We start from the raw sequence: 18,846 nt of genomic DNA on the forward strand, positions 1-18,846 counted from the left end.
TGACGGGACGCATCTTTGTTTCGCCACGCTTGCGGCGGGCCTGCCATTCTCCTGTCAGGGGAGGGCCATGCCGGGAATTCGTGTTTCCGGTTTGCCCTGAAGTTTAAGCTGTGGTTAACTTTGACCTATGCGCCGGGGGGCGGTGCAAAAAGGACCGGAGTTTCTGATCCTCATGAAACGACTTCTCATTGCCACCGCACTGGCCGGCCTGATCGCCGGACCCGCGCTCGCCGAAGGCATGGACAATGCCGTGGGCAACACCGTTCGCGTGATCATCGACGAGGCCGGCAACGGCTTCGACGCCTATTTCGATGCCGACGGCGCCTATTCCGACAGCCTCGGGCGCTCTGGCGCGTCCTGGACCGCCTCGGGCAGCGAGCTTTGCCTCAATCCGCCGGAAGGCGCGATGAATGAGGACGGCAGCCCGGCCACGGCCTCCTGCGGCCCGTGGAACCCCGATCTCGCAGTCGGGGACAGCTGGCAGACCGACGGCTGGGGCGACGGCATGATCACCATTTCCATTCTCGAGGGCCGCGGCCACACCGCGCCGACGCCGCCCGCACCGGGAACGGAATAGACAGGCTCGCGTAACTACCCCTCCATCTCGGGGCGGCCCCTACTCCTTCACGGGACAAAGGGCCGCCCCTTTTGTTTGCGCGCGCGAGGCGGGGATGCAGTTTTTCCTTCTCCCCCGGGGGAGAAACGCCGAGCATAATTCCCTCTCCCTGCAGGGAGAGGGTTAGGGTGAGGGGTCTTCAAGTCAGAACAATCCCCGCCCATTCCCGCGCGGCCTAACCTCGCGGGCATGACCTGCCCCGATCGAGACGCCATTCACGCCGCCCTCCGCGCAATGGGTTACACCCTGTTCACCAGCCCCAGGGGCTATGACCTCAACATCGTCGCGGTGCGCGCGCTGGAAACAGAAGCTGGCGCCTTCGACGACTGGCTGACGCTCAGCTGGCGGGCGGGCGCGGACTGGCAGTATCTCGCCTTTCCCGTCACCACCGATCCCGGCCAGCATTACCTCGACCACCCGGTCCACCCGAAGGGCACGGCAACGCTGATCCCGGGGCAATACCGGTCTTCCCACCACATCGCGAAGCACAAGGGCCGCTATGACGCGCTCTGCCAGCGCCCGGGCACCACGCTCCCGGTCTGGCGCGGCGGCGTGCGCCATGACGACGGCACCGGCCTCAACCTCCACCGCGCCGCGGCCAGCGGCACGACGCAGACCGTCGGGCGCTGGTCGGCGGGCTGCACCGTCTTCGCCAATGCCGACGACTTCGCGCTGTTCATGGGCGTCTGCCGCATCGCCGCCCGGGTCTGGGGCAATGCGTTTTCCTATACGCTGCTGGAGGAAGGGGATTTGTGAGGCTTCCTTCCGATTGACGTTTCCCGGACGGCGAAGCCGATCCGGGATCCATCTGGCCGAATGTACTGGGCCCCGGTCTTCGCGTTCCGCGAAACCGGGGAACGTCCGGAAAGGCGAGACGGAACACCCTCCGCTCTCCGGGATTTTCCCCTCAGACACGAAGCGGGGTTCGGCCCGTTTCTTGCCATGTTAGGCTGGTCTGATATCGGGGACTGAAAAGGGGAGCATTCCATGGGCATGATCTTGGGGCGGGTCACATCGACCTCGCTGACGCTGTTTCTGGCCTTCATCCTGGCCCTGGCAATGCTGGTCTTCCTCGGGCTTTACGCCCCGCACGTCCTCAACTGGGTGCTGAACGGCGCGGAGATGGTCGAGGACTGGCTCACCCATACCGGCCTGCCCAACCAGTACAACAACTGGGTCCGCCTCTTCCTCGGCGACGAACAGCTCACCTTCCTCTTCTTCACCATCATCGCGCGCATCGTCATCGCGATTGTCGGCACGGCGTTTTCCGCCATGCTCTTCCCGAAGGAAAAGCCGGCTTACGAGAAGCGCTTCGGCTAGGGCGGTTTCGCGCCTCCCTTCTCCCCCAGATGGGGGCGAGGGGAAGGCACCCCACCCCGCTCCCGTCTTGCGTTCGCAAGCCGCTCGCGTCCCTCCCCCTCAAAGGGAGGGAGGCTCCGACTCCCCCTCCACCCATTTCTCCGGCCGCCAGGGCCACATCAGCGCCGCGCGCGGCACGATGGGATAGGTGCCGCCATTGGCCATGGGCAGGCCGGAGGCCGCATGGTGCCTGCCGCAGATATGCTCGCCGGGTTCGGGCGGCGGCGGCATTTTCGACGGGTCGGCGATGAAATCCTCGCGCAGCCCGACCGACAATTGCAGCGACATGCGATAGCCCAGGATCAGCCGCGCAATGTCGAGCGGCATGTTGCTCGGCGGGCGATAGCCCTCCGGCTTCGGCAGGGCGGCCAGCGCCTTGGCGGCGTCCAGCATCCGCTCCGACAGCCGCATGGCCAGGTCCGCGCCGCGAAAATCCCCCGCCTCCATCAGCGCCCGCGCCAGCCGCCCTCCGCCGCCCAGCGATAGAGTGTCGAGGCCGGCAGGGAGAGCGCCTGCGCCGTCTCGGTCACGCTCGCCCCGCCCGCGCGCTCTCCCGCGCGCGGGCTTTCAGCGCCTCGGTCTCCTCTGGGGTGCGGATGGGCAGGGGCATGCGTTGTCCTGAGGCGCCCGCGTTAGCGGGCCACGAAGGGGGCGGAGGATAGGCCGCACGAGGGGAGGGGCGGGTAAGGCGGCTCTGTAACCTCCCTCCCCTTGATGGGGAGGGACGCGAGCGGCCTTCGAAAGAAGGACGGGAGCGGGGTGGGGTGACGGGCCGGCTCCGGACCATCTCCGGGACGGAGAAAAAATTGAGGCTTTCCGTCACCCCGGCGGAAGCCGGGGTCCAGCTTCACCTTCATCCGACGTTCCCCGGTTTCGCGGAACGCGAAGACCGGGGCCTACCCACGTGTCCGGGTTACCCGCTCGCTCCGGTAGGTCCCGGAATAAATCCGGGACGGAGGAAAAATTGAGGCTTTCCGTCACCCCGGCGGAAGCCGGGGTCCAGTTTCACGGATGCTCTGGATTCCGGCGTCCGCCGGAATGACGACCCGGTCTATTGCCCGAAGATCACGCCGATCCCCTCGCCGGCGGGGACGGTGAACAGCCCGCCATTGGCGGCCTGCCACGCGGCATGGCCGTCCTCGAAACTGGCGGTCATCACTGTGCGGGATTTCTCCCCCCGTTTACGGGGGGAGTGCCCCGGACCGGGTCCGGGGCGAGGGGGGGAGACCCTGCGCTACTGACATTCCCCCCTCCGGCGGCTTCGCCGCCACCTCCCCCGCAGGCGGGGGAGGAAACCGGGGCGGGCGCTACCTTAACCGGGCGGGCCGCTCACCCCGGTCAGGGAGACATGCACCGCCTCCAGCTCGCCCCACGGCTCGATCGGCTGGATCGTCACCCGCGCCGCTGCCTGTCCCTCGCCCTCGATGGTCCAGACCTGGCCGGGGCTCAGCTCCGGTCGCGCTCCGCTGTCCGGCTCCTGTACGAAGGCAGGCCCGGCAAGACACAGGGCAGCAACGACGGAGAGAAGGGTGTTCATGGCGAGAGGCTAACGTCAGCAAAGCGATCAGCCAACGGGGCTGCCCAATCCATAGGGGTGCCACCGGTGCCACATTGCCTTTCGGGCGCAACGAGGGCCGGGCATGCGGGTCCAACGAGGATCGGGCTTGTTGTCTCGATTTTTCGCTTCGGTCATTCCGTCGTCGATCTAAGCAATTTCATTTTCAGTCAAGTCGAATGAATTAATTGATTTCGTGCATTTAAGGTTGAAAATGTTGTTCTATGTTCTATAAATGTTCCGAAGACGGAGGGCGACATGGAACAAATCCCATTCGGAAGTACGGCTACCGACATGAAGCTCGATGTAATTTCAGAGTATTTAACTCAGTATAAACGTGTGATGCATGGCGCCCAGGCTAAACAACGCAGGAATGGATGGCGGGTTTGGGATACGATGTATATAGATGCGTTTGCGGGTACTGGCGGGCGTCCACTTAAAAAAGAAGATATCGAGAATCAGGATAAATTATTAGAAACTGACGAGAGTATTGAAGAATTTAAGGTTGGGTCCGCGTTGCGGGCTTTAACAGGTAAACAATCTTTTGACCATTATATTTTTATAGAAGAAAAGCGAAAAAAGCTCAATGAACTTCGAGAGCGTGTCTCCGATCACGCTTTGGCGGAGCGTTGCGTATTTGTTCAGGGCGACTCGAACCAGAAGTTGGTGGAGCTCTGCGAGAACACAAGTTGGCGAGATCGTCGAGCAGTTGTGTTTTTAGATCCTTTTGGCAATTCTGTTGCGTGGGACACAGTAGAAAAAATTGCACAAACCAGAGCCATCGACCTTTGGTATTTATTCCCATCGGGAAACGGTGTCTTTCGTCAGATTTCGAACTTGGGACGTGTGACGCCTGAGTCCGCAAAATCACTTGACCGCTTGTTTGGAACACCTGACTGGCGGAATGAGTTTGTGGCAGAAGAAGTGCGCGAAGGACTATTCGGACACACGGTTGAACTCGTCAAAGCGGTTACCCCAGAATCGGCAACAGATTTTATGATCAAACGCATGCGGAGCGTTTTCGCCGGTGGAGTGCTGGACCACACGCTACCACTTGGAGACCTGAGACATGGCTACCCCTTGTATTCATTAATTTTTGCTTGGGCGAATGACGGTAAACGTGCGGGAGAGATTGCTAGCGGAATCGCGAAATCAATCATTGAAAGCCGGAGGGAGAAAAGTGGCTGGTTATTCTGACATCGAATGGACCGACGCAACATGGAACCCGGTATCCGGTTGCCGTATCATCACCGCTGGCTGCTCAAACTGCTACGCGATGAGAATGGCAGCGCGGCTCCAGGCGATGCGTCATGAAAGCTACCGCGACACCACTAGGAAAAGTGGAAACCGTTATGTATGGACGGGGACGGTACACCTTAACGAACAGGCATTGGGTATTCCCGATACTTGGCGTAAGCCAAGGTTGGTATTCGTGAATTCGATGTCGGATCTGTTTCAGGACGCAGTGCCGTTCGACTTCGTTGACAAGGTTTGGGCCGTCATGAAGCGGAACCCGATACACACTTTCCAGATTTTGACAAAACAACCCGAAAGAATGAAAGATTACCTTATCTGTGGGGGGCAACCCCCGCTGCCAAATGTTTGGATCGGGACGTCAGTCGAAGATTCGAGGGTTACTTTCCGGATACAGGAATTGTCCGAATGTCCGGCTACCGTGCGGTTCATTTCGTTTGAGCCGCTGATCGGCTCGGTAGGGAGAGTAGACCTATCCAATATCCATTGGTCGATCGTAGGTGGAGAGTCCGGTCCAGGTGCACGCCCAATGGACGAAGCTTGGGTTAGGGAAATCTTCCGTCAGTGCGAAACGCAGGGAAGCAAATTTTTCTTCAAGCAATGGGGCGGTGTGAACAAGAAGCGAACCGGTCGTGAGTTTGATGGCCAGACTTGGGATGAAATGCCCGCGCCGAACATCGCATAGCCGATTTATCGATTACTCCCCCTCCAACCGCTTGATCTCATCCTGCTTCGCTCCTGACGGAGCTACGCAGGACCAGTCCCTTCAAGCTTTTTAATCTCGTCCCGCAACCTGGCCGCCTCTTCAAACTCCAAATTCGCCGCCGCTTCGCGCATCCGCTTTTCGAGGTCGGCGATGACGGCGTTGATGTTCGAACCGTCAAAGCCCGCGGCCTCCTCGCGCGCTGACAAGCGTTTTCGATCCCGCGCCCGGGCGCTGCGGCCCTTGGCGGTCTTCTCCATCACGCCTTCGAGCACGTCGGAAATGCCGCGCACGATCGTGGTCGGGGTGATGCCGTGCTCGAGATTATGGGCCTCCTGCTTCTCACGGCGGCGGCTCGTCTCCTCCATCGCGCGCTGCATCGAGCCGGTGATGCGGTCGGCATAGAGGATGACCTTGCTCTCGCTGTTCCGCGCCGCGCGGCCGATCGTCTGGATCAGGCTCGTTTCGGAACGCAGGAAGCCTTCCTTGTCGGCGTCGAGAATGGCGACGAGGCCGCATTCGGGAATGTCGAGACCTTCCCGCAACAGGTTGATCCCCACCAGCACGTCATAGGCGCCGAGCCGCAGGTCGCGGATCAGCTCGATCCGCTCCACCGTGTCGACGTCGGAGTGCATGTAGCGGACCTTCAGCCCCTGCTCATGCATGTATTCGGTGAGGTCCTCGGCCATGCGCTTGGTCAGCGTGGTGACGAGGGTGCGCATGCCGGCCTCCGCCGTGGCGCGCGCCTCGGCGATGACGTCGTCGACCTGGCTGGCGCCATCCTTCGCCACCGGGCGCACCTCGACCGGCGGATCGACGAGGCCGGTCGGGCGGATCACCTGTTCGGTGAAGACGCCGCCCGTGCGGTCGAGTTCCCACGGGCCGGGCGTGGCCGAGACCGCGATCGTCTGCGGGCGCATCAGATCCCATTCCTCGAATTTGAGCGGGCGGTTGTCGAGGCAGGAGGGCAGGCGGAAGCCGTGATCGGCCAGCGTCTTCTTGCGGTTGAAGTCGCCGCGGTACATCGCGCCGATCTGGGGGATGGCGACATGGCTCTCATCGACGAAGATGAGCGCGTCTTCGGGCAGGTATTCGAACAGCGTGGGGGGCGGCTCGCCCGGCTTGCGGCCGGTGAGGTAGCGGGAATAATTCTCGATGCCCGCGCAGCTGCCCGTCGCCTCCAGCATCTCGATGTCGAACTCGGTGCGCTGGGCGAGGCGCTGGGCTTCCAGCAGCTTGCCTTCCGCCTCCATCCATTGAAGCCGCGCCTTCAGCTCCGCCTTGATGCCGTTGATCGCCTGGTGGAGGGTCGGGCGCGGCGTGACATAGTGCGAATTGGCGTAGACCTTCACGCTTTTGAGGTCCGCCTGCGCCTTGCCGGTCAGCGGGTCGAATTCGGTAATGCGCTCGATCTCGTCGCCGAAGAAATCCACGCGCCAGGCCCGGTCGTCATAATGCGCCGGGAAGATTTCGAGCACATCGCCTTTCAGGCGGAAGGTGCCGCGGGTGAAGGCGGCCTCGTTGCGCGTGTATTGCAGGGCGACGAGCTGTTTCGCGACGGCGCGCGGGTCGGCGCTCTCGCCGGCCTTCAGCTCGAACGTCATCGCGGTATAGGTCTCCACCGAGCCGATGCCGTAGATGCACGAGACCGAGGCGACGATGATCACGTCGTCGCGCTCCAGGATGGACCGGGTCGCGGCGTGGCGCATCCGGTCGATCGCCTCGTTGATGTTGGACTCCTTCTCTATGTAGGTGTCCGTGCGCGGCACATAGGCTTCCGGCTGGTAGTAGTCGTAGTAGGAGACGAAATACTCCACCGAATTCTCAGGGAAAAAACTCTTGAACTCGCCATAGAGCTGCGCCGCCAGCGTCTTGTTCGGCGCCAGCACCAGGGCCGGGCGCTGCACCGCCTCGATCACCTTCGCCATCGTGAAGGTCTTGCCCGTGCCCGTCGCGCCGAGCAGCACCTGGTCGCGCTCGCCGGCGTTCAGGTTTTCGACGAGCTCCGGGATGGCCGTACGCTGGTCGCCCATCGGTTCGTATTCCGAGACGCAGCGGAACCGCACCCCGCCCTCGGATTTCTCCGGCCGGTCGGGGCGGTGCGGCGTCCAGGCCGCGGGCACGTTCGCGACGCGGTCGAGCACGAAATCGGCCTGGCCGAGATCGGTGACCGCGCTGTCGTCTGTGGTGAGTCGGGCCATGCGATCCTTATAGGGATGCGGGCGGCCTGTTTCCAGTTTGTTCTATGCTATTGCACCGCGCCTTCGGGCAGGCCTTCGGTCGGCATCGCGGCGAGGCTCTCCCACTGATCCGGGTAGATCAGGCCTTCGGTGTCATAGCCAAGGCTCTGCAGGAAGCTCAGCCTTTCCTCGATGAAGGCCTCACCCGGCTGCGGGTCGCGCGACAGGATCCACAGATACCGTCCGGCCGGTTCGGATACGACCGCCCAGCTGTAGTCCTCGGCCAGTTCCAGGATCCAGTAATCGCCGTAGAACGGCCCGAAGAAGCTGACCTCCAGCTTCGCCGTGTCACCGGGATCGGCGAGGCGCGCGCGGCCTTCCGCCACGTCCAGCTCACCGTCGAGCGAATCCTTCCAGCAGCGGTTGATGACGCGGATGTCCCCGTCCTCCCGGTATTCGTAATACGCCGTGACGCCCTGACAGCCCTCTTCGAAGCCGTGTTCAGCGCGGGCAATCTCGAACCACAGGCCGAGATAACGGTCGAGATCGACACTCTCCACCGTCGGGGGCGGGGCATCGCCGGCCAGCCGGTCAGGCGGCGACGACATGCACGCCGCAAGCGGCAGGGACAGAGCGGCGGCGGCAAGGACGGGTTTCAGCATCGGAGGTTTCCTGAACGGCGCGTCAACAAAAACGAATGTAATCCGCCCCGGTTCCATGGCAATTGGGGATCGATTTACACACTTGGTTAACGGCCCCCGGCGCAGTTTCGAACGTGGGCAAGAGCGGATTTTCAGCGCGAGGGCGCGCACAGGAATGTCAGGCAGCTTTGATCGCGTGCGGGTCCTCATCGTCGAGGACAACCCGCATATGTCTAAAATCCTGCGGGTCACCCTGCAGGGTTTTGGCGTGCGCATCATTGAGGAATGCCGAGACGCCGAGACCGCGATCGATTCCATCGCTGCCTTCAATCCGGACATGCTGGTGGTCGACTACATGCTGGGCGAGATGAACGGGCTGGAACTGACCCGCCACATTCGCAACAGCGACAGCAGCCCGAACAAGTATCTGCCCGTCCTGATGGTCACCGGCTACACCGACCGCTCGCGCGTGATCGAGGCGATCAATGCGGGCGTGAACGAATTCCTCGCCAAGCCCGTTCGCCCGGTTGACCTGTATCAGCGTCTGATCGCAATGATCGAACGGCCCCGCCGCTTCGTCCGCGTGCCCGACTATTTCGGACCCGACCGCCGCCGCCGGCAGGACCCCCGCTTCCATGGTCCGTGGAAGCGCGCCCGCGACGAACACAAGGTCGAAGCGCGTGATTCAGACGAAGGCGAGGACAGCGACGCCGCCTAGGCCCGGGCCGCGTCCAGCAGAGCGTTGACATCGTCTTCCCGTGTTGACCAGCTCGCCACGAGCCGCGCCGTGCCGTCCGGCCATTGATAGAAGCCGGCCCCCGCCGCGCGCATCTTCTCCGCCACCGCCTCGGACAGCGACACGAAGAGTTCATTGCCATCGACGGGATGGGCCAGTTCCACGCCCTCGATCGCCGACAGCCCGTCCGCCAGACGCGCCGCCATCGCATTGGCGTGCGCGGCGAGATCGAGCCACAGCCCGTCCGTCAGCCAGGCGTCGAACTGCGCCGCGACGTACCGCATCTTGGCGACCATGTGTCCGGCGCGCTTCTGCCGCGCCTGCAGTTCGCCATACCGGTCCATGACGGACGGGAAGAGGATGACGGCCTCGGCCGCCAGCGCGCCATTCTTCGTCGCGCCGAGCGACAATATGTCGGCCCCGGCCTTCCAGCTCGCCTGCGCCGGGGTCAGGCCCGACCCGGCGAGCAGATTGGCAAACCGCGCGCCGTCGAAATGCACGCCCAGCCCCTTGGCTTTTGCCGGTCCGGTCAGCGCGGCGAGTTCGGCCGCGCTGTAGGCGCAGCCCGATTCGTTGAGGTTCGACACCGACAGCGCGCGCGGCGGCGTGGTGTGCACGAAATCCTGCGGCCAGCTGTTGAGCACGGAGTTCAGCGCCGCGGGGTCGATCTTGGCGTGCGCGCCGGTCAGGGGGATCAGCTTCGCCCCGCCGGTGAAGAATTCCGGCGCACCCCGTTCGTCGCGGTGGATATGCGCCTCGTCATGGCACAGCACCGCGCCGTGCGACGGACAGAGGATGGACAGGGCGAGCGCGTTCGACGCCGTGCCCGAAACGGTGAAAAGGACTTTCAGATCCGTCTCGAACACCTCTTTCAGCCTCTCCTCCACCCGCTGACACAGCGGATCATTGCCATAGCTGGCGGCATAGCCGCCATTGGCATGGGCGATGGCATCCAGAAGCGCGGGATGGGCCGGGGCGGTGGTGTCGGACAGGAAGTTCATGGACCACGGTTTACGTGCAGAGTGATGTATCCTCAACGACGATGACATCATGCCCCTGCATGCGGAAGACCAGTCGCTCGGCCCATTCCCCGCGCCATTCCCACCAATCCTCGCCCATCGAAGACCGGACGATGTCGAGATCACCTGATTGATAGTCGACGAGCCCGCGGGACTCTGGATCAGGTCTGTGGTACGGGCGATTTTCGACTTCAGCTTGGCCGCACTGGCCGTCGGCATAGGAGACGGCGTTTCCCCCGGTCAGGGCAACGAGGCATCGCCGCGTACCCCGGTCAAACACCGTAACTCTGTCTGGTGCGTGATAGTAGAACGGGGAATGAAAATTCACGTCATCCAGAAACCTTCCGATGATCGATCCGGTTTCCGGGTCGATCAGGGTCACGCGATGAAACCCTACGGAAAGATCGCCCTCAGTGAGCTGGAACGCTCCGGCATCCGTAAGTATGGTCGGCCGTCCGTCGGGCGTTAGTCTGACGACCGCTACAAAGGCATCACCTCCGCAAGTGATAGGGCTTCGGATGACGGTGAGATTGACCGTATCCTCTGCCTCGCCGTTCAATCTGCCGCGAGCACGTACCGAGTAACGATCAAAACCCTGCTCGTCATATCCTGGGTCGCTCGCCTCTTCCTCCCATCGAGAGACGTGCAGACGGGAACCTTCGCCGGAGAAGAGTGGCATCGCGACACAGGCCTGCGAACTCGGGAGTTCGGCGGGACATTCGCTCAGAGCTCGGATTGATTGAGGCGCCTCAACCGTGTCCGCTGATTGGAGTAACGCGAATGCCAGCAAAGCCACTGTGGAAACATCCATATCCCTCTCCCCTAATCCCCGAAGGCCGGGTCGGGGCGCGAGGCGGGCAGGGCGTCGCGCATCTGGTCGGCCGTCGACAGGTTTCGCCGCGCCGCCGGATTGTCGAGCGTCGGCTGGTCCGCATAGATGTGGTCACTGTCGCCGAATAGCGCCCGTATCTGGTCCGTACTGAGGTCAAATCCGGCCGCCAGATCCTCCGCCGGCGCTTCGATCCTTGCATAGCGCCGCGCCTCATCACCGCATACGCCGGTGCGGGCGAAGCCGTCCGGATCGCCGGGGCATTGCAGACCCGACAGGACCGAGCGCGTACCGGGCGAGACGGCATAGACATCCCGGTCGCCGCTGGGCGGAGATTCGGGGGCCTCATCCACCGACCGGGCCGAGACCGACGCATTGCTCGGAGCAGGTTGGGACTGCGCGGGAGCGGGCGTCTCGGGCGAGCGTTCCGCGACCGGTTCCGGTTCGGGCGTAATGTCCTCGGCCATGGGTTCGGGCACCGCCTCTTCGACGATCTCGGGCTCCGGCTCGGCAGCGGGGACAATGAAGGTCACGTCGATCACCCGGAAGGGCTCGATCGTGCCGGGCGGAATCCGGATCAGGCCGAAAATCAGCAGGGCATTGATCAGCGCGCCGCCGCCAATGGCGGCGAGACGCTGGTGCCGGGACAGCATTGTACGGGCAAGATCGGCCACGCCGCCTCACTCAACTACCTACACCCCGCTCACCTCTCCCTACAAGACAGCCGCGGTTCGCGCCACTAGCATCGCCGCATGAGCGAAAGCGATATTCCGGCACGCCTTTGATGAAGAAGCTCGGCGCCAGGCCGGGCATGCGGGCGCTGTTCGTCGGATACCCGGGCGGCATCCCGCAGATTGACGCCTTTGCTGACTGGTCGGAACGGATCGACGCCGATGGGGCAAACCTTCCCGAAGGCGGATTCGACTATGTTCATGTTTTCGTGAGGCAAGCTGCGGCTCTTGAGGCGCTCGCCGGCGAATTGAAGTCACGCATGGCGCCGGCCGGCATGGCCTGGATCTCCTGGCCCAAGAAGGCATCGGGCGTGGAGACGACGCTGGACGGCAATGCCGTCCGGCGCATCGGCCTCGATGCCGGACTGGTCGACATCAAGGTCTGCGCCGTCGATGCGGTCTGGTCGGGTCTGAAATTCGTGATTCCGGTGAAGGACCGGAAGGTGCAGCAATCAATCAGCGTGGAACGACCATGAATTTCGGGGTTCCGCCGCACAACACGTCAAGGCAAGTGCTGCCCGTTACGAACTGATAGTGATCCAAATTACTCGTCTTCCAAACAAGGGACTCATCTTGCCTGAGGCGTGCGCCCTCCACCCGGTATGCGAAGTGATTGGGTATCAGTCCGACTTTGTCGCCGGCTCCATCCTCAGTGCTCAGATAGAACTCGTCGAGAAGGCGAACGATACACGTCTGCGAGAAGACCACCCTCAACATTTCATGATCTGATTGACGAAGATCGAAATCGGCAACGATTCCGTCGGGCGACCACTCAAAATGGATTAGGTCGCGTACATTCGCGGGTCCGGGAATTTCGCAATCTATCGGAAAATAGCGCGGCATTAGGTCGATCTAGATCGACAGGCTAAAGATCACAAGATCGCGATAGTTAGGCGGCTTATGTTTGTGCGATAGAGTTGCAGAGGCGGCGCGAATGGCACCCTAGTCCATCGCGGCGGTGATCACCGGCTCGTCGGACGGGACTTCGGCCCAGACCAGCCCGTGTTGCGACGGCTGGGCGCGCATGAAGACGAAGGCGGTGGCGGCAAGCATGGCAAGGGCCAGAACAAAGCCGGTGACCGAGCCCATTCCTGCGCTTCTGCGATGTGCGTTTTGCTGTGCCATCATTCCCTCACAACACGCTGTTGCGCTGTGTTGTTCCGTAGATGAACGCTACCAAAGGCAGGTGAAGGGCAGGTTTATGACCATGGTTGCCAATATGTGACCGGATTGCGGCAGACGGGGCGTATCGCCCTATTGGCCTTGATCCCGGCGCTCGTTACGTTCGGCGAAAATCAGCCGGAGTTCGCCCTTCCATGACCATCCAGCAGTCCGATGCGCTGAAGCGCGTCCAGCCCTCCGCCACGCTCGCCGTCACTCAGAAGGCACGCGAACTGAAGGCGCAGGGAATCGACGTGATTTCGCTGGGCGCGGGCGAGCCGGACTTCGATACGCCGGACCACATCAAGGCTGCCGCGATCGAGGCGATCCACGCCGGCAAGACGAAATACACGCCGGTCGACGGCATTCCGGAGCTGAAGGCGGCGATCGTCGACAAGTTCAGACGCGAGAACAATCTGATCTACGCGCCCGAGCAGATCTCCGTCGCGCCGGGCGGCAAGCCGGTGATCTTCAACGCGCTGACCGCGACACTCAATCCCGGCGACGAGGTGATCATTCCCGCCCCCTACTGGGTGTCCTACCCGGACATGGTGCGCCTGTGCGGCGGCGAACCGGTCATCGCGCGGGCCGCGCTCGAGGACGGGTTCAAGCTGCGCCCGGAAACCCTCGCCGCGGCGATCACGCCGAAGACGAGATGGCTGATCTTCAATTCGCCGTCCAACCCGACCGGGGCAGGCTATACAAGCGGCGAGATCCAGGCACTGGCCGATGTGCTGCTCGACCATCCCCATGTCCTCGTCATGACCGACGACATGTATGAGCACATCGCCTATGACGGCTTCGAGTTTTCCACAATGGCCGAGGTCGAGCCGCGGCTTTACGAGCGAACGCTGACCACCAACGGCGTGTCGAAGGCCTTTGCCATGACCGGCTGGCGCATCGGCTATGCCGGTGGTCCGAAGCCGTTGATCGACGCCATGCGCAAGGTGATGTCGCAGACCACCTCGAACCCCTGTTCGATCAGCCAGTGGGCGGCGGTCGCCGCGCTGAACGGCCCGCTCGACTTCCTCCCGCAGCGCAATGCCGCCTTCAAAGCGCGCCGCGACCGCATGCTGGCCGACATCAACGCGGCACCCGGCCTGACGGCTCCGACACCGGAAGGGGCGTTCTACGTGTTCGCTGACTGCTCGGGCGCGATCGGCAAAACCACGAAGTCCGGCCACCGGATCGAAACCGATATCGATTTCTGTGCGTTGCTTCTGCAGGACGAGGCCGTGGCGGTCGTTCCGGGGTCCGCATTCGGCGCCGCCCCGGGTTTCCGCGTCTCCTACGCCACGGACGATGCCTCGCTCATAGAAGCGGGCAAGCGGATCAGGCGCTTCTGCGACGGCCTCTCCTGATCATTGATCGAATCAATGGGTTCGACAGTAATTAGTTGTTTGATTTATTGCTCGGTCGAGCCCATATCCCTATCGAAGCAAGGCGGGTGCCTCCCCGCCGCCATGCGAGGAGACTGATATGACCATCAAGATGGGCCTGTCCCAGGAACAGCGCGAAACCATGGCCGACGCGGTCGCCGCGGTGCTGGCCGACACCTACGCGCTCTATTTCAAGACGCACGCCTACCACTGGAATGTGACCGGGCCGCGCTTCCATGACCTGCACATGCTGTTCGAGACGCAATACAACGAGCTCTGGACGGCAACCGACGATCTCGCCGAACGCGTCCGTGCGCTGGGCGTGGCGGCACCGAATTCCTACGCCGCCATGGACAAGTTCGCCACGGTGAAGTCCGAAGCGACCGAGACCAAGGCCGACGCCATGCTGAACGATCTGCTGAACGGCCACGAAACCGTGGTCGCGACGATACGTTCCGCCTTGGCGAAGGCTGGTGAAACCGGCGACGAAGCGACCGCCGACATCCTCTCTCCGCGCCTGTCGGCGCACGAGAAGATGGCCTGGATGCTGCGCTCGACGCTGGGCTGACGGTCTTCGCCTCTGGCCATCGATTTGGCCAAACCGGAACTGCCCCGGGCGCATCCGCGTCCGGGGCTTTTTCATGCGCGGAACGGCGTTGAGGGGGGCAAAAAAGAAATGCGCCGGGTCCGAGGGGAGGGAACGGACCCGGCGCAGTGTCGCATACTCTCGGGGAGGAGACGGTATGCAATCGAAGGGGAACGTGGCGCGCCTGCGCGCCGTGTTCGTGAAGCGTATATGCGTGAGGCCGGGCGATTGTTCCAGAGACGTTCGGTCAAAACGGCCATGCGTTTTTGCTGCACTGCGTCATGACGCGTTCAGCTTTCCCAGTCCTTGGCTTCCTGCAGCAGGAATTCGCGGAAAACCGACAGCCGGCTCGACCCGCGCAGTTCGCCCGGATAGACGAAATAGACGTCAAAGCTCGGCCCTTCCGTTTCGGGCAGAACGGGCACCAGAGTGTCGTGGCCGCGCGTGACATAGTCGGGCAGGCCGGCAATGCCGATGCCCGATTCCACGGCCCGCAGGATGGCGTAGATCGTGTTCGCTTCCATCACGGCGGGGCGCGGCGGTTCGCCCGGCTTCCGCCCGATCGAGGCCGCCCATTCGAGATTGCGGATCGGCGCCATCTGCGGCGGACCGTAGCGGATGATCTGGTGGTTATCGAGGTCGGCAACCGATTTCGGCGCGCCTTCCCGGTCCAGATAGGACTGGCTGGCGAACAGGTGCTGGCGTGCGGTCAGAAGCTTGCGCTGGATCACGTCATTCTGGGTCGATTCCCACGGACGAATCGCGCAATCGGCCTCGAGGCCTGCGATGTCGAATTCGTGGTCGTCGAGCAGCAGGTGGACCCGGATATCGGGATAGGCGTCGCGGAATTTCGCGATACGCGGGGCCAGCCAGATCGCGCCGAGCGCCGTCGGGGCGGTGACACGCAGATCGCCGGAGGGGTTGTCGTGGCTGTCGTCGACCACGGACCGGGCCAACGCGACCTTTGCGGCGATCTCTTTCGTCACTTCGTGCAGCAGGCGGCCCGGCTCGGTCGGGATAAGCCCGCGCGCATGGCGGTGGAACAGCTTCACGCCGAGCGTGTCCTCAAGGGCCGCGATCTGCCGGCTCACGGCGGATTGCGACAGCAACAGGGAATCGGCGGCGCCGGTCAGCGAACCGGCCTCGGCCGCGGCATGAAAGGTTTTCAGCTTGTCCCAATCCATGGGCATTCTCCCCGAGCCCCGGTTGTTCCGGCTTTGCGCCAGCCCGTCAAGCGAAAGCGCCCTGTGAGCAGAGCACGGAACGCCGTGATCACATTTCATTACAGGCGATCACGGCCCTTGCGGAATCATCCGGGCAGGAGCATATGCCCGCCCGCGATCAAGAAATCGCGGTGCCGGCCCCGGGGCCCGCACCAACTCATTCCTCAGGAAGACCGCGCAATGCGCACCCGCCTTATTCTGGCTACCGTCGCCTCCCTGGCGATGATTTCCGTTGCTGCCTATGCCACGCAGCACGACGACCACACGCCGGCGATCCAGGAAGCGACCGAAGTCGCTGCCGACGTCGTCTCGACCGACGAAACCGTCGGCGTCGAAGCCGAAGCCCTGATCGTCGAAGACGTTGTCGCCGAAGGTGAAGACGTCGTCACCGACGAAACCGTCGTCGAAGAGGTCGTGACCGAAGACGTCGCCGCCGAGCCGACCGACGAAACCGTCACGGAAGTCGCTGAAGAGCCGGCGCACTAACAGCGCGCTGCCTTTGCGGACGAACAAATGGCGGGGCCCGTCCGGGTCCCGCCATTTTCGTTTCCGCGCTGGGGAAGGCGTCAGCGGTTGACCGCGGCCATGCCCATTTCGTTATAGCGCGCGCCCTGGACCTTGTCGGCGAGCGGTTCGAGCCGCTTCAGATGGCCTTCGCTCAGCGTCACCGCCGCGGCATCCAGATTGGATTCGAGATTTTTGAGCTTCGTGGTGCCCGGGATGGTGACGATATCCTCTCCGCGAGACAGCACCCAGGCGAGCGCGACCTGGCCCGGCGTGGCGCCGATCTCGTCGGCAATCGCCTTGACCTCGTCGACCAGGGCGAGATTGGCTTCATAGGCACCCTCGGCCCAGCGCGGCTGCATGTCGCCGGATCGGAATTCGCCTTGTCCGCCCGGCTTGTGATCCTTCGAGAAACTGCCGGTCAGCATGCCGCGGCCGAGCGGCGAATAGGCGACCAGCGTTGCGCCGGCGGCCCGCAGCTGGTCGAACAGCACGGTTTCCACGTCGCGGGTGAAGATCGAGTACTCGCTTTGCACCGCGGCGACGGGATGAGTGGCGTTGGCTTTCGCGAAGGTGTCGCCATTGACCTCGGACAGGCCGATGGCGAGGACCTTGCCTTCCTTCACCAGCTCGCCCATCGCACCGACGGTTTCCTCCACCGGCGTGTTCGGGTCGAGGCGGTGCAGATAGTAAAGGTCGATATGATCGGTGCGCAGATAGCGCAGCGAATTCTCGACCGCGCGGCGCATGTTCGCGGGCGAGCCGTCGATGGTCTGACCGACGCGCTTGCCGTTCTCGTCGAAGGTGAATTTCGGACCGAACTTCGTGGCAATACGGATCCGGTCGCGCAGGCCTTCCAGAGCCTCGCCCAGCAATTCCTCGTTCCGGCCGTAAAGCTCGGCTGTGTCGAAATGGTCGACGCCGAGATCGACCGCCTGCCGCAAGAGGCGGACAGCCTCGGCATGGTCGGTGGGCGGGCCGTAGAAGGCGGACAGGCCCATGCAGCCCAGGCCGATGGGGTTGACCTCGAACGGGCCGATCTTGCGCTTGTTCATGAAAAACCTCCGGGGTTCGGCGGAAAGTCTAGACCGCGAACCCCGGAGGTAAACCCGTCAGCTTTGAATGGGCCTCAACGCTGGGATTCGTCTTCTTCCGTGTCCGGATCGTCCGTAGGGATGTCACGGACATAGACCCGGCCGTAGGTGCCGTTCCGGATCAGCTCCAGGCGGCGGACCTGCACTTCGGTCATCAGTTCCACGGCATGCTGGGGAAGCGTGCCGCACATGCTCGGCCCGCGAACCCCGTTGCCCGAATAGGACTGGATCGTCAGGTCACCCGCGCCGCCCGTGCACCGGCTCGACCCGTTGATGAGGTCGGCGATCTCCCAGGCCTCGACATCGGCATCGACCCGGCCGCCACGGCGGACCTGATCGTAAGCGGAATCGACGGCAAGCGTCGTCAGGTGTTCGCGCAGGTCGCGCTCCCAATCAGGGAAGAAGTACGGCTGGGCATCTTCGTAGATGACCGAGACTTCGAGCTCGTGCTGCGCCGTGCCGACCCCGCGAAGCGAGTTGACGAACTCGGCGCCGTTGTTGCGCAGCGACGTCCAGACGTTCTCGCCGGTATAGGCGTGGCGGAGAATGTTCGGCCCGCCAATCGCGCCGTTGAAGAAGCCGTACATCACCAGCGGGTCATTCCACTGGGAAAACACGATCCGCAGGCGAATGTCATTGAGGCTCAGCGGCACACCCGCCACGGTCAGGATCGGCGCGTCGTAGACTGACTGGCCGTTGATCCGGAAATTGTTCAGGCGCGTCACCGGGTAGTTGATCGCGATCTGCTCGATCACCGCCACATTGTGGAGATTGATCCAGTAGGCCAGTTGCTCGTCCGATGACAGGCGCGAGAAGTCGATCCGGTCCGGCAGGGTTTCGAGGTCGCGGCGATATTCCGAGATCGCGTCCCGGTATTCATCCGACATCGTGTGATAGACGACGCGATTGCCTTCGAAGCGGAACCGGCTGGTATTGCCCGTATTGATCCGCGTTCCCGTCAGGATCGGGCGTCCGGCCGGCGGATCGCGGTCCGAAAGACCCACGTCGAGTACGATATCGCGCAGCAGGCCGGTCCAGACTTCGTAATCGACTTCGGGACCGTTCGCCTGATTGGAACGGGCAAACGGGGCGAATTCAGGAGCCAGACCGTTCTGGGCCATGGCTGCCGGAGCGGAGAGGCACAGCGCCAGCGCGGTGGCAGCGGCGCGGAAGGGGAATTTCGTGATCATTCTTGAACGTCCCTTACTCAATCGACATAACCGGATTCTATGTTTGCAACCGCGCAACTTCTCGCACGCTTACGGCCCACTTAATT

The 18,846-nt window shown here is 62.9% G+C and carries 21 protein-coding genes; 10 read left to right on the plus strand and 11 right to left on the minus strand.

Annotated elements, in window-relative coordinates; translation table 11 throughout:
- The first annotated feature begins 172 nt into the window (after positions 1-172).
- The 3 genes from L5876_RS00440 to L5876_RS00450 all read left to right on the plus strand — a co-directional run bounded on the left by L5876_RS00440 (position 173) and on the right by L5876_RS00450 (position 1,936).
- Positions 173-577, plus strand: coding sequence for a hypothetical protein (locus tag L5876_RS00440; protein ID WP_236954122.1), 405 nt, complete (start codon positions 173-175; stop codon positions 575-577).
- Positions 578-805: 228 nt separating this feature from the next.
- Positions 806-1,372, plus strand: coding sequence for a hypothetical protein (locus L5876_RS00445; protein WP_236954123.1), 567 nt, complete (start codon positions 806-808; stop codon positions 1,370-1,372).
- Between the two features lie 231 nt (positions 1,373-1,603).
- Positions 1,604-1,936: a hypothetical protein gene (locus L5876_RS00450; RefSeq protein ID WP_236954124.1), complete on the plus strand. Its 333-nt coding sequence runs from the start codon at positions 1,604-1,606 to the stop codon at positions 1,934-1,936.
- 99 nt (positions 1,937-2,035) lie between these two features.
- On the opposite strand, the gene L5876_RS00455 is transcribed toward L5876_RS00450, so the two are convergent.
- On the minus strand, positions 2,036-2,386 hold the full coding sequence (locus L5876_RS00455; RefSeq protein ID WP_236954125.1) for a hypothetical protein: 351 nt from the start codon (positions 2,384-2,386) through the stop codon (positions 2,036-2,038).
- Positions 2,387-3,287: 901 nt separating this feature from the next.
- Positions 3,288-3,512 carry a hypothetical protein gene (locus L5876_RS00460; protein WP_236954126.1) on the minus strand — a complete coding sequence of 75 codons (225 nt, stop codon included), beginning with the start codon at positions 3,510-3,512 and terminating at the stop codon, positions 3,288-3,290.
- Positions 3,513-3,788: 276 nt separating this feature from the next.
- Between L5876_RS00460 and tcmP the strand changes: the two genes are divergently transcribed.
- Positions 3,789-4,727, plus strand: coding sequence for a three-Cys-motif partner protein TcmP (tcmP, locus tag L5876_RS00465; RefSeq protein WP_236954127.1), 939 nt, complete (start codon positions 3,789-3,791; stop codon positions 4,725-4,727).
- Positions 4,711-5,469, plus strand: a complete 759-nt coding sequence (locus L5876_RS00470) for a DUF5131 family protein (RefSeq protein WP_236954128.1) — start codon at positions 4,711-4,713, stop codon at positions 5,467-5,469. The genes tcmP and L5876_RS00470 overlap by 17 nt, the downstream gene beginning before the upstream one ends.
- A gap of 62 nt (positions 5,470-5,531) precedes the next feature.
- On the opposite strand, the gene uvrB is transcribed toward L5876_RS00470, so the two are convergent.
- Positions 5,532-7,688 (minus strand): excinuclease ABC subunit UvrB, encoded by a 2,157-nt coding sequence (gene uvrB, locus L5876_RS00475; RefSeq protein WP_272906787.1) that lies wholly within the window; start codon positions 7,686-7,688, stop codon positions 5,532-5,534.
- Between the two features lie 47 nt (positions 7,689-7,735).
- Positions 7,736-8,329, minus strand: a complete 594-nt coding sequence (locus L5876_RS00480; RefSeq protein ID WP_236954129.1) for a lipocalin family protein — start codon at positions 8,327-8,329, stop codon at positions 7,736-7,738.
- Between the two features lie 154 nt (positions 8,330-8,483).
- Between L5876_RS00480 and L5876_RS00485 the strand changes: the two genes are divergently transcribed.
- Complete coding sequence (locus tag L5876_RS00485; RefSeq protein WP_272906788.1) at positions 8,484-9,026, plus strand: response regulator; 543 nt, start codon at positions 8,484-8,486, stop codon at positions 9,024-9,026.
- Here the strand turns inward: L5876_RS00485 and L5876_RS00490 are convergent.
- Genes L5876_RS00490 through L5876_RS00500 form a run of 3 tightly spaced genes read right to left on the minus strand, consistent with a single transcriptional unit; the run spans position 9,023 to position 11,566 of the window.
- Positions 9,023-10,045 (minus strand): low specificity L-threonine aldolase, encoded by a 1,023-nt coding sequence (locus L5876_RS00490; protein WP_236954131.1) that lies wholly within the window; start codon positions 10,043-10,045, stop codon positions 9,023-9,025. The genes L5876_RS00485 and L5876_RS00490 overlap by 4 nt on opposite strands.
- Before the next feature lie 10 nt (positions 10,046-10,055).
- Positions 10,056-10,874: a hypothetical protein gene (locus L5876_RS00495; protein ID WP_236954132.1), complete on the minus strand. Its 819-nt coding sequence runs from the start codon at positions 10,872-10,874 to the stop codon at positions 10,056-10,058.
- An 11-nt stretch (positions 10,875-10,885) separates the two neighbouring features.
- Positions 10,886-11,566 carry a hypothetical protein gene (locus L5876_RS00500; protein WP_236954133.1) on the minus strand — a complete coding sequence of 227 codons (681 nt, stop codon included), beginning with the start codon at positions 11,564-11,566 and terminating at the stop codon, positions 10,886-10,888.
- Between the two features lie 110 nt (positions 11,567-11,676).
- On the opposite strand from L5876_RS00500, the gene L5876_RS00505 reads away from it, so the two are divergent.
- Positions 11,677-12,099: a hypothetical protein gene (locus L5876_RS00505; RefSeq protein ID WP_236954134.1), complete on the plus strand. Its 423-nt coding sequence runs from the start codon at positions 11,677-11,679 to the stop codon at positions 12,097-12,099.
- 466 nt (positions 12,100-12,565) lie between these two features.
- Here the strand turns inward: L5876_RS00505 and L5876_RS00510 are convergent, their stop codons facing one another.
- Entirely contained in the window at positions 12,566-12,712 is a 147-nt protein-coding gene (locus tag L5876_RS00510; protein WP_236954135.1) for a hypothetical protein, read from the minus strand.
- Positions 12,713-12,939: 227 nt separating this feature from the next.
- Between L5876_RS00510 and L5876_RS00515 the strand changes: the two genes are divergently transcribed.
- Together L5876_RS00515 and L5876_RS00520 are read left to right on the plus strand one after the other, a co-directional pair.
- Positions 12,940-14,145, plus strand: a complete 1,206-nt coding sequence (locus tag L5876_RS00515; protein WP_236954136.1) for a pyridoxal phosphate-dependent aminotransferase — start codon at positions 12,940-12,942, stop codon at positions 14,143-14,145.
- Between the two features lie 118 nt (positions 14,146-14,263).
- Positions 14,264-14,731: a Dps family protein gene (locus L5876_RS00520; protein ID WP_039719237.1), complete on the plus strand. Its 468-nt coding sequence runs from the start codon at positions 14,264-14,266 to the stop codon at positions 14,729-14,731.
- Positions 14,732-15,039: 308 nt separating this feature from the next.
- Here the strand turns inward: L5876_RS00520 and L5876_RS00525 are convergent, their stop codons facing one another.
- The gene (locus L5876_RS00525; protein WP_236954137.1) at positions 15,040-15,933 is read right to left on the minus strand and encodes a LysR family transcriptional regulator; all 894 of its coding nucleotides are present in this window, start codon (positions 15,931-15,933) and stop codon (positions 15,040-15,042) included.
- Between the two features lie 219 nt (positions 15,934-16,152).
- Here L5876_RS00525 and L5876_RS00530 point away from each other — a divergent pair, with 219 nt between their 5' ends.
- Positions 16,153-16,458 (plus strand): hypothetical protein, encoded by a 306-nt coding sequence (locus L5876_RS00530; protein WP_236954138.1) that lies wholly within the window; start codon positions 16,153-16,155, stop codon positions 16,456-16,458.
- A gap of 80 nt (positions 16,459-16,538) precedes the next feature.
- On the opposite strand, the gene L5876_RS00535 is transcribed toward L5876_RS00530, so the two are convergent.
- Together L5876_RS00535 and L5876_RS00540 are read right to left on the minus strand one after the other, a co-directional pair.
- Complete coding sequence (locus tag L5876_RS00535) at positions 16,539-17,531, minus strand: aldo/keto reductase (protein WP_236954139.1); 993 nt, start codon at positions 17,529-17,531, stop codon at positions 16,539-16,541.
- A gap of 74 nt (positions 17,532-17,605) precedes the next feature.
- On the minus strand, positions 17,606-18,760 hold the full coding sequence (locus L5876_RS00540; RefSeq protein ID WP_236954140.1) for a DUF547 domain-containing protein: 1,155 nt from the start codon (positions 18,758-18,760) through the stop codon (positions 17,606-17,608).
- Positions 18,761-18,846 lie beyond the last annotated feature (86 nt).

The organism is Hyphobacterium sp. SN044 (genome assembly GCF_021864465.1).
Lineage (GTDB): Bacteria > Pseudomonadota > Alphaproteobacteria > Caulobacterales > Maricaulaceae > Hyphobacterium.

Bases quoted from the DNA above. Each gene is read 5' to 3' on its own strand.
- L5876_RS00440 (WP_236954122.1), top strand. From the start codon at position 173: ATGAAACGACTTCTCATTGCCACCGCACTGGCCGGCCTGATCGCCGGA.
- L5876_RS00445 (WP_236954123.1), top strand. From the start codon at position 806: ATGACCTGCCCCGATCGAGACGCCATTCACGCCGCCCTCCGCGCAATG.
- L5876_RS00450 (WP_236954124.1), top strand. From the start codon at position 1,604: ATGGGCATGATCTTGGGGCGGGTCACATCGACCTCGCTGACGCTGTTT.
- L5876_RS00455 (WP_236954125.1), bottom strand. From the start codon at position 2,386: ATGCGGCTGTCGGAGCGGATGCTGGACGCCGCCAAGGCGCTGGCCGCC.
- L5876_RS00460 (WP_236954126.1), bottom strand. From the start codon at position 3,512: ATGAACACCCTTCTCTCCGTCGTTGCTGCCCTGTGTCTTGCCGGGCCT.
- tcmP (WP_236954127.1), top strand. From the start codon at position 3,789: ATGGAACAAATCCCATTCGGAAGTACGGCTACCGACATGAAGCTCGAT.
- uvrB (WP_272906787.1), bottom strand. From the start codon at position 7,688: ATGGCCCGACTCACCACAGACGACAGCGCGGTCACCGATCTCGGCCAG.
- L5876_RS00480 (WP_236954129.1), bottom strand. From the start codon at position 8,329: ATGCTGAAACCCGTCCTTGCCGCCGCCGCTCTGTCCCTGCCGCTTGCG.
- L5876_RS00485 (WP_272906788.1), top strand. From the start codon at position 8,484: ATGTCAGGCAGCTTTGATCGCGTGCGGGTCCTCATCGTCGAGGACAAC.
- L5876_RS00490 (WP_236954131.1), bottom strand. From the start codon at position 10,045: ATGAACTTCCTGTCCGACACCACCGCCCCGGCCCATCCCGCGCTTCTG.
- L5876_RS00495 (WP_236954132.1), bottom strand. From the start codon at position 10,874: ATGGATGTTTCCACAGTGGCTTTGCTGGCATTCGCGTTACTCCAATCA.
- L5876_RS00505 (WP_236954134.1), top strand. From the start codon at position 11,677: ATGAAGAAGCTCGGCGCCAGGCCGGGCATGCGGGCGCTGTTCGTCGGA.
- L5876_RS00510 (WP_236954135.1), bottom strand. From the start codon at position 12,712: ATGGGCTCGGTCACCGGCTTTGTTCTGGCCCTTGCCATGCTTGCCGCC.
- L5876_RS00515 (WP_236954136.1), top strand. From the start codon at position 12,940: ATGACCATCCAGCAGTCCGATGCGCTGAAGCGCGTCCAGCCCTCCGCC.
- L5876_RS00520 (WP_039719237.1), top strand. From the start codon at position 14,264: ATGACCATCAAGATGGGCCTGTCCCAGGAACAGCGCGAAACCATGGCC.
- L5876_RS00525 (WP_236954137.1), bottom strand. From the start codon at position 15,933: ATGGATTGGGACAAGCTGAAAACCTTTCATGCCGCGGCCGAGGCCGGT.
- L5876_RS00530 (WP_236954138.1), top strand. From the start codon at position 16,153: ATGCGCACCCGCCTTATTCTGGCTACCGTCGCCTCCCTGGCGATGATT.
- L5876_RS00535 (WP_236954139.1), bottom strand. From the start codon at position 17,531: ATGAACAAGCGCAAGATCGGCCCGTTCGAGGTCAACCCCATCGGCCTG.
- L5876_RS00540 (WP_236954140.1), bottom strand. From the start codon at position 18,760: ATGATCACGAAATTCCCCTTCCGCGCCGCTGCCACCGCGCTGGCGCTG.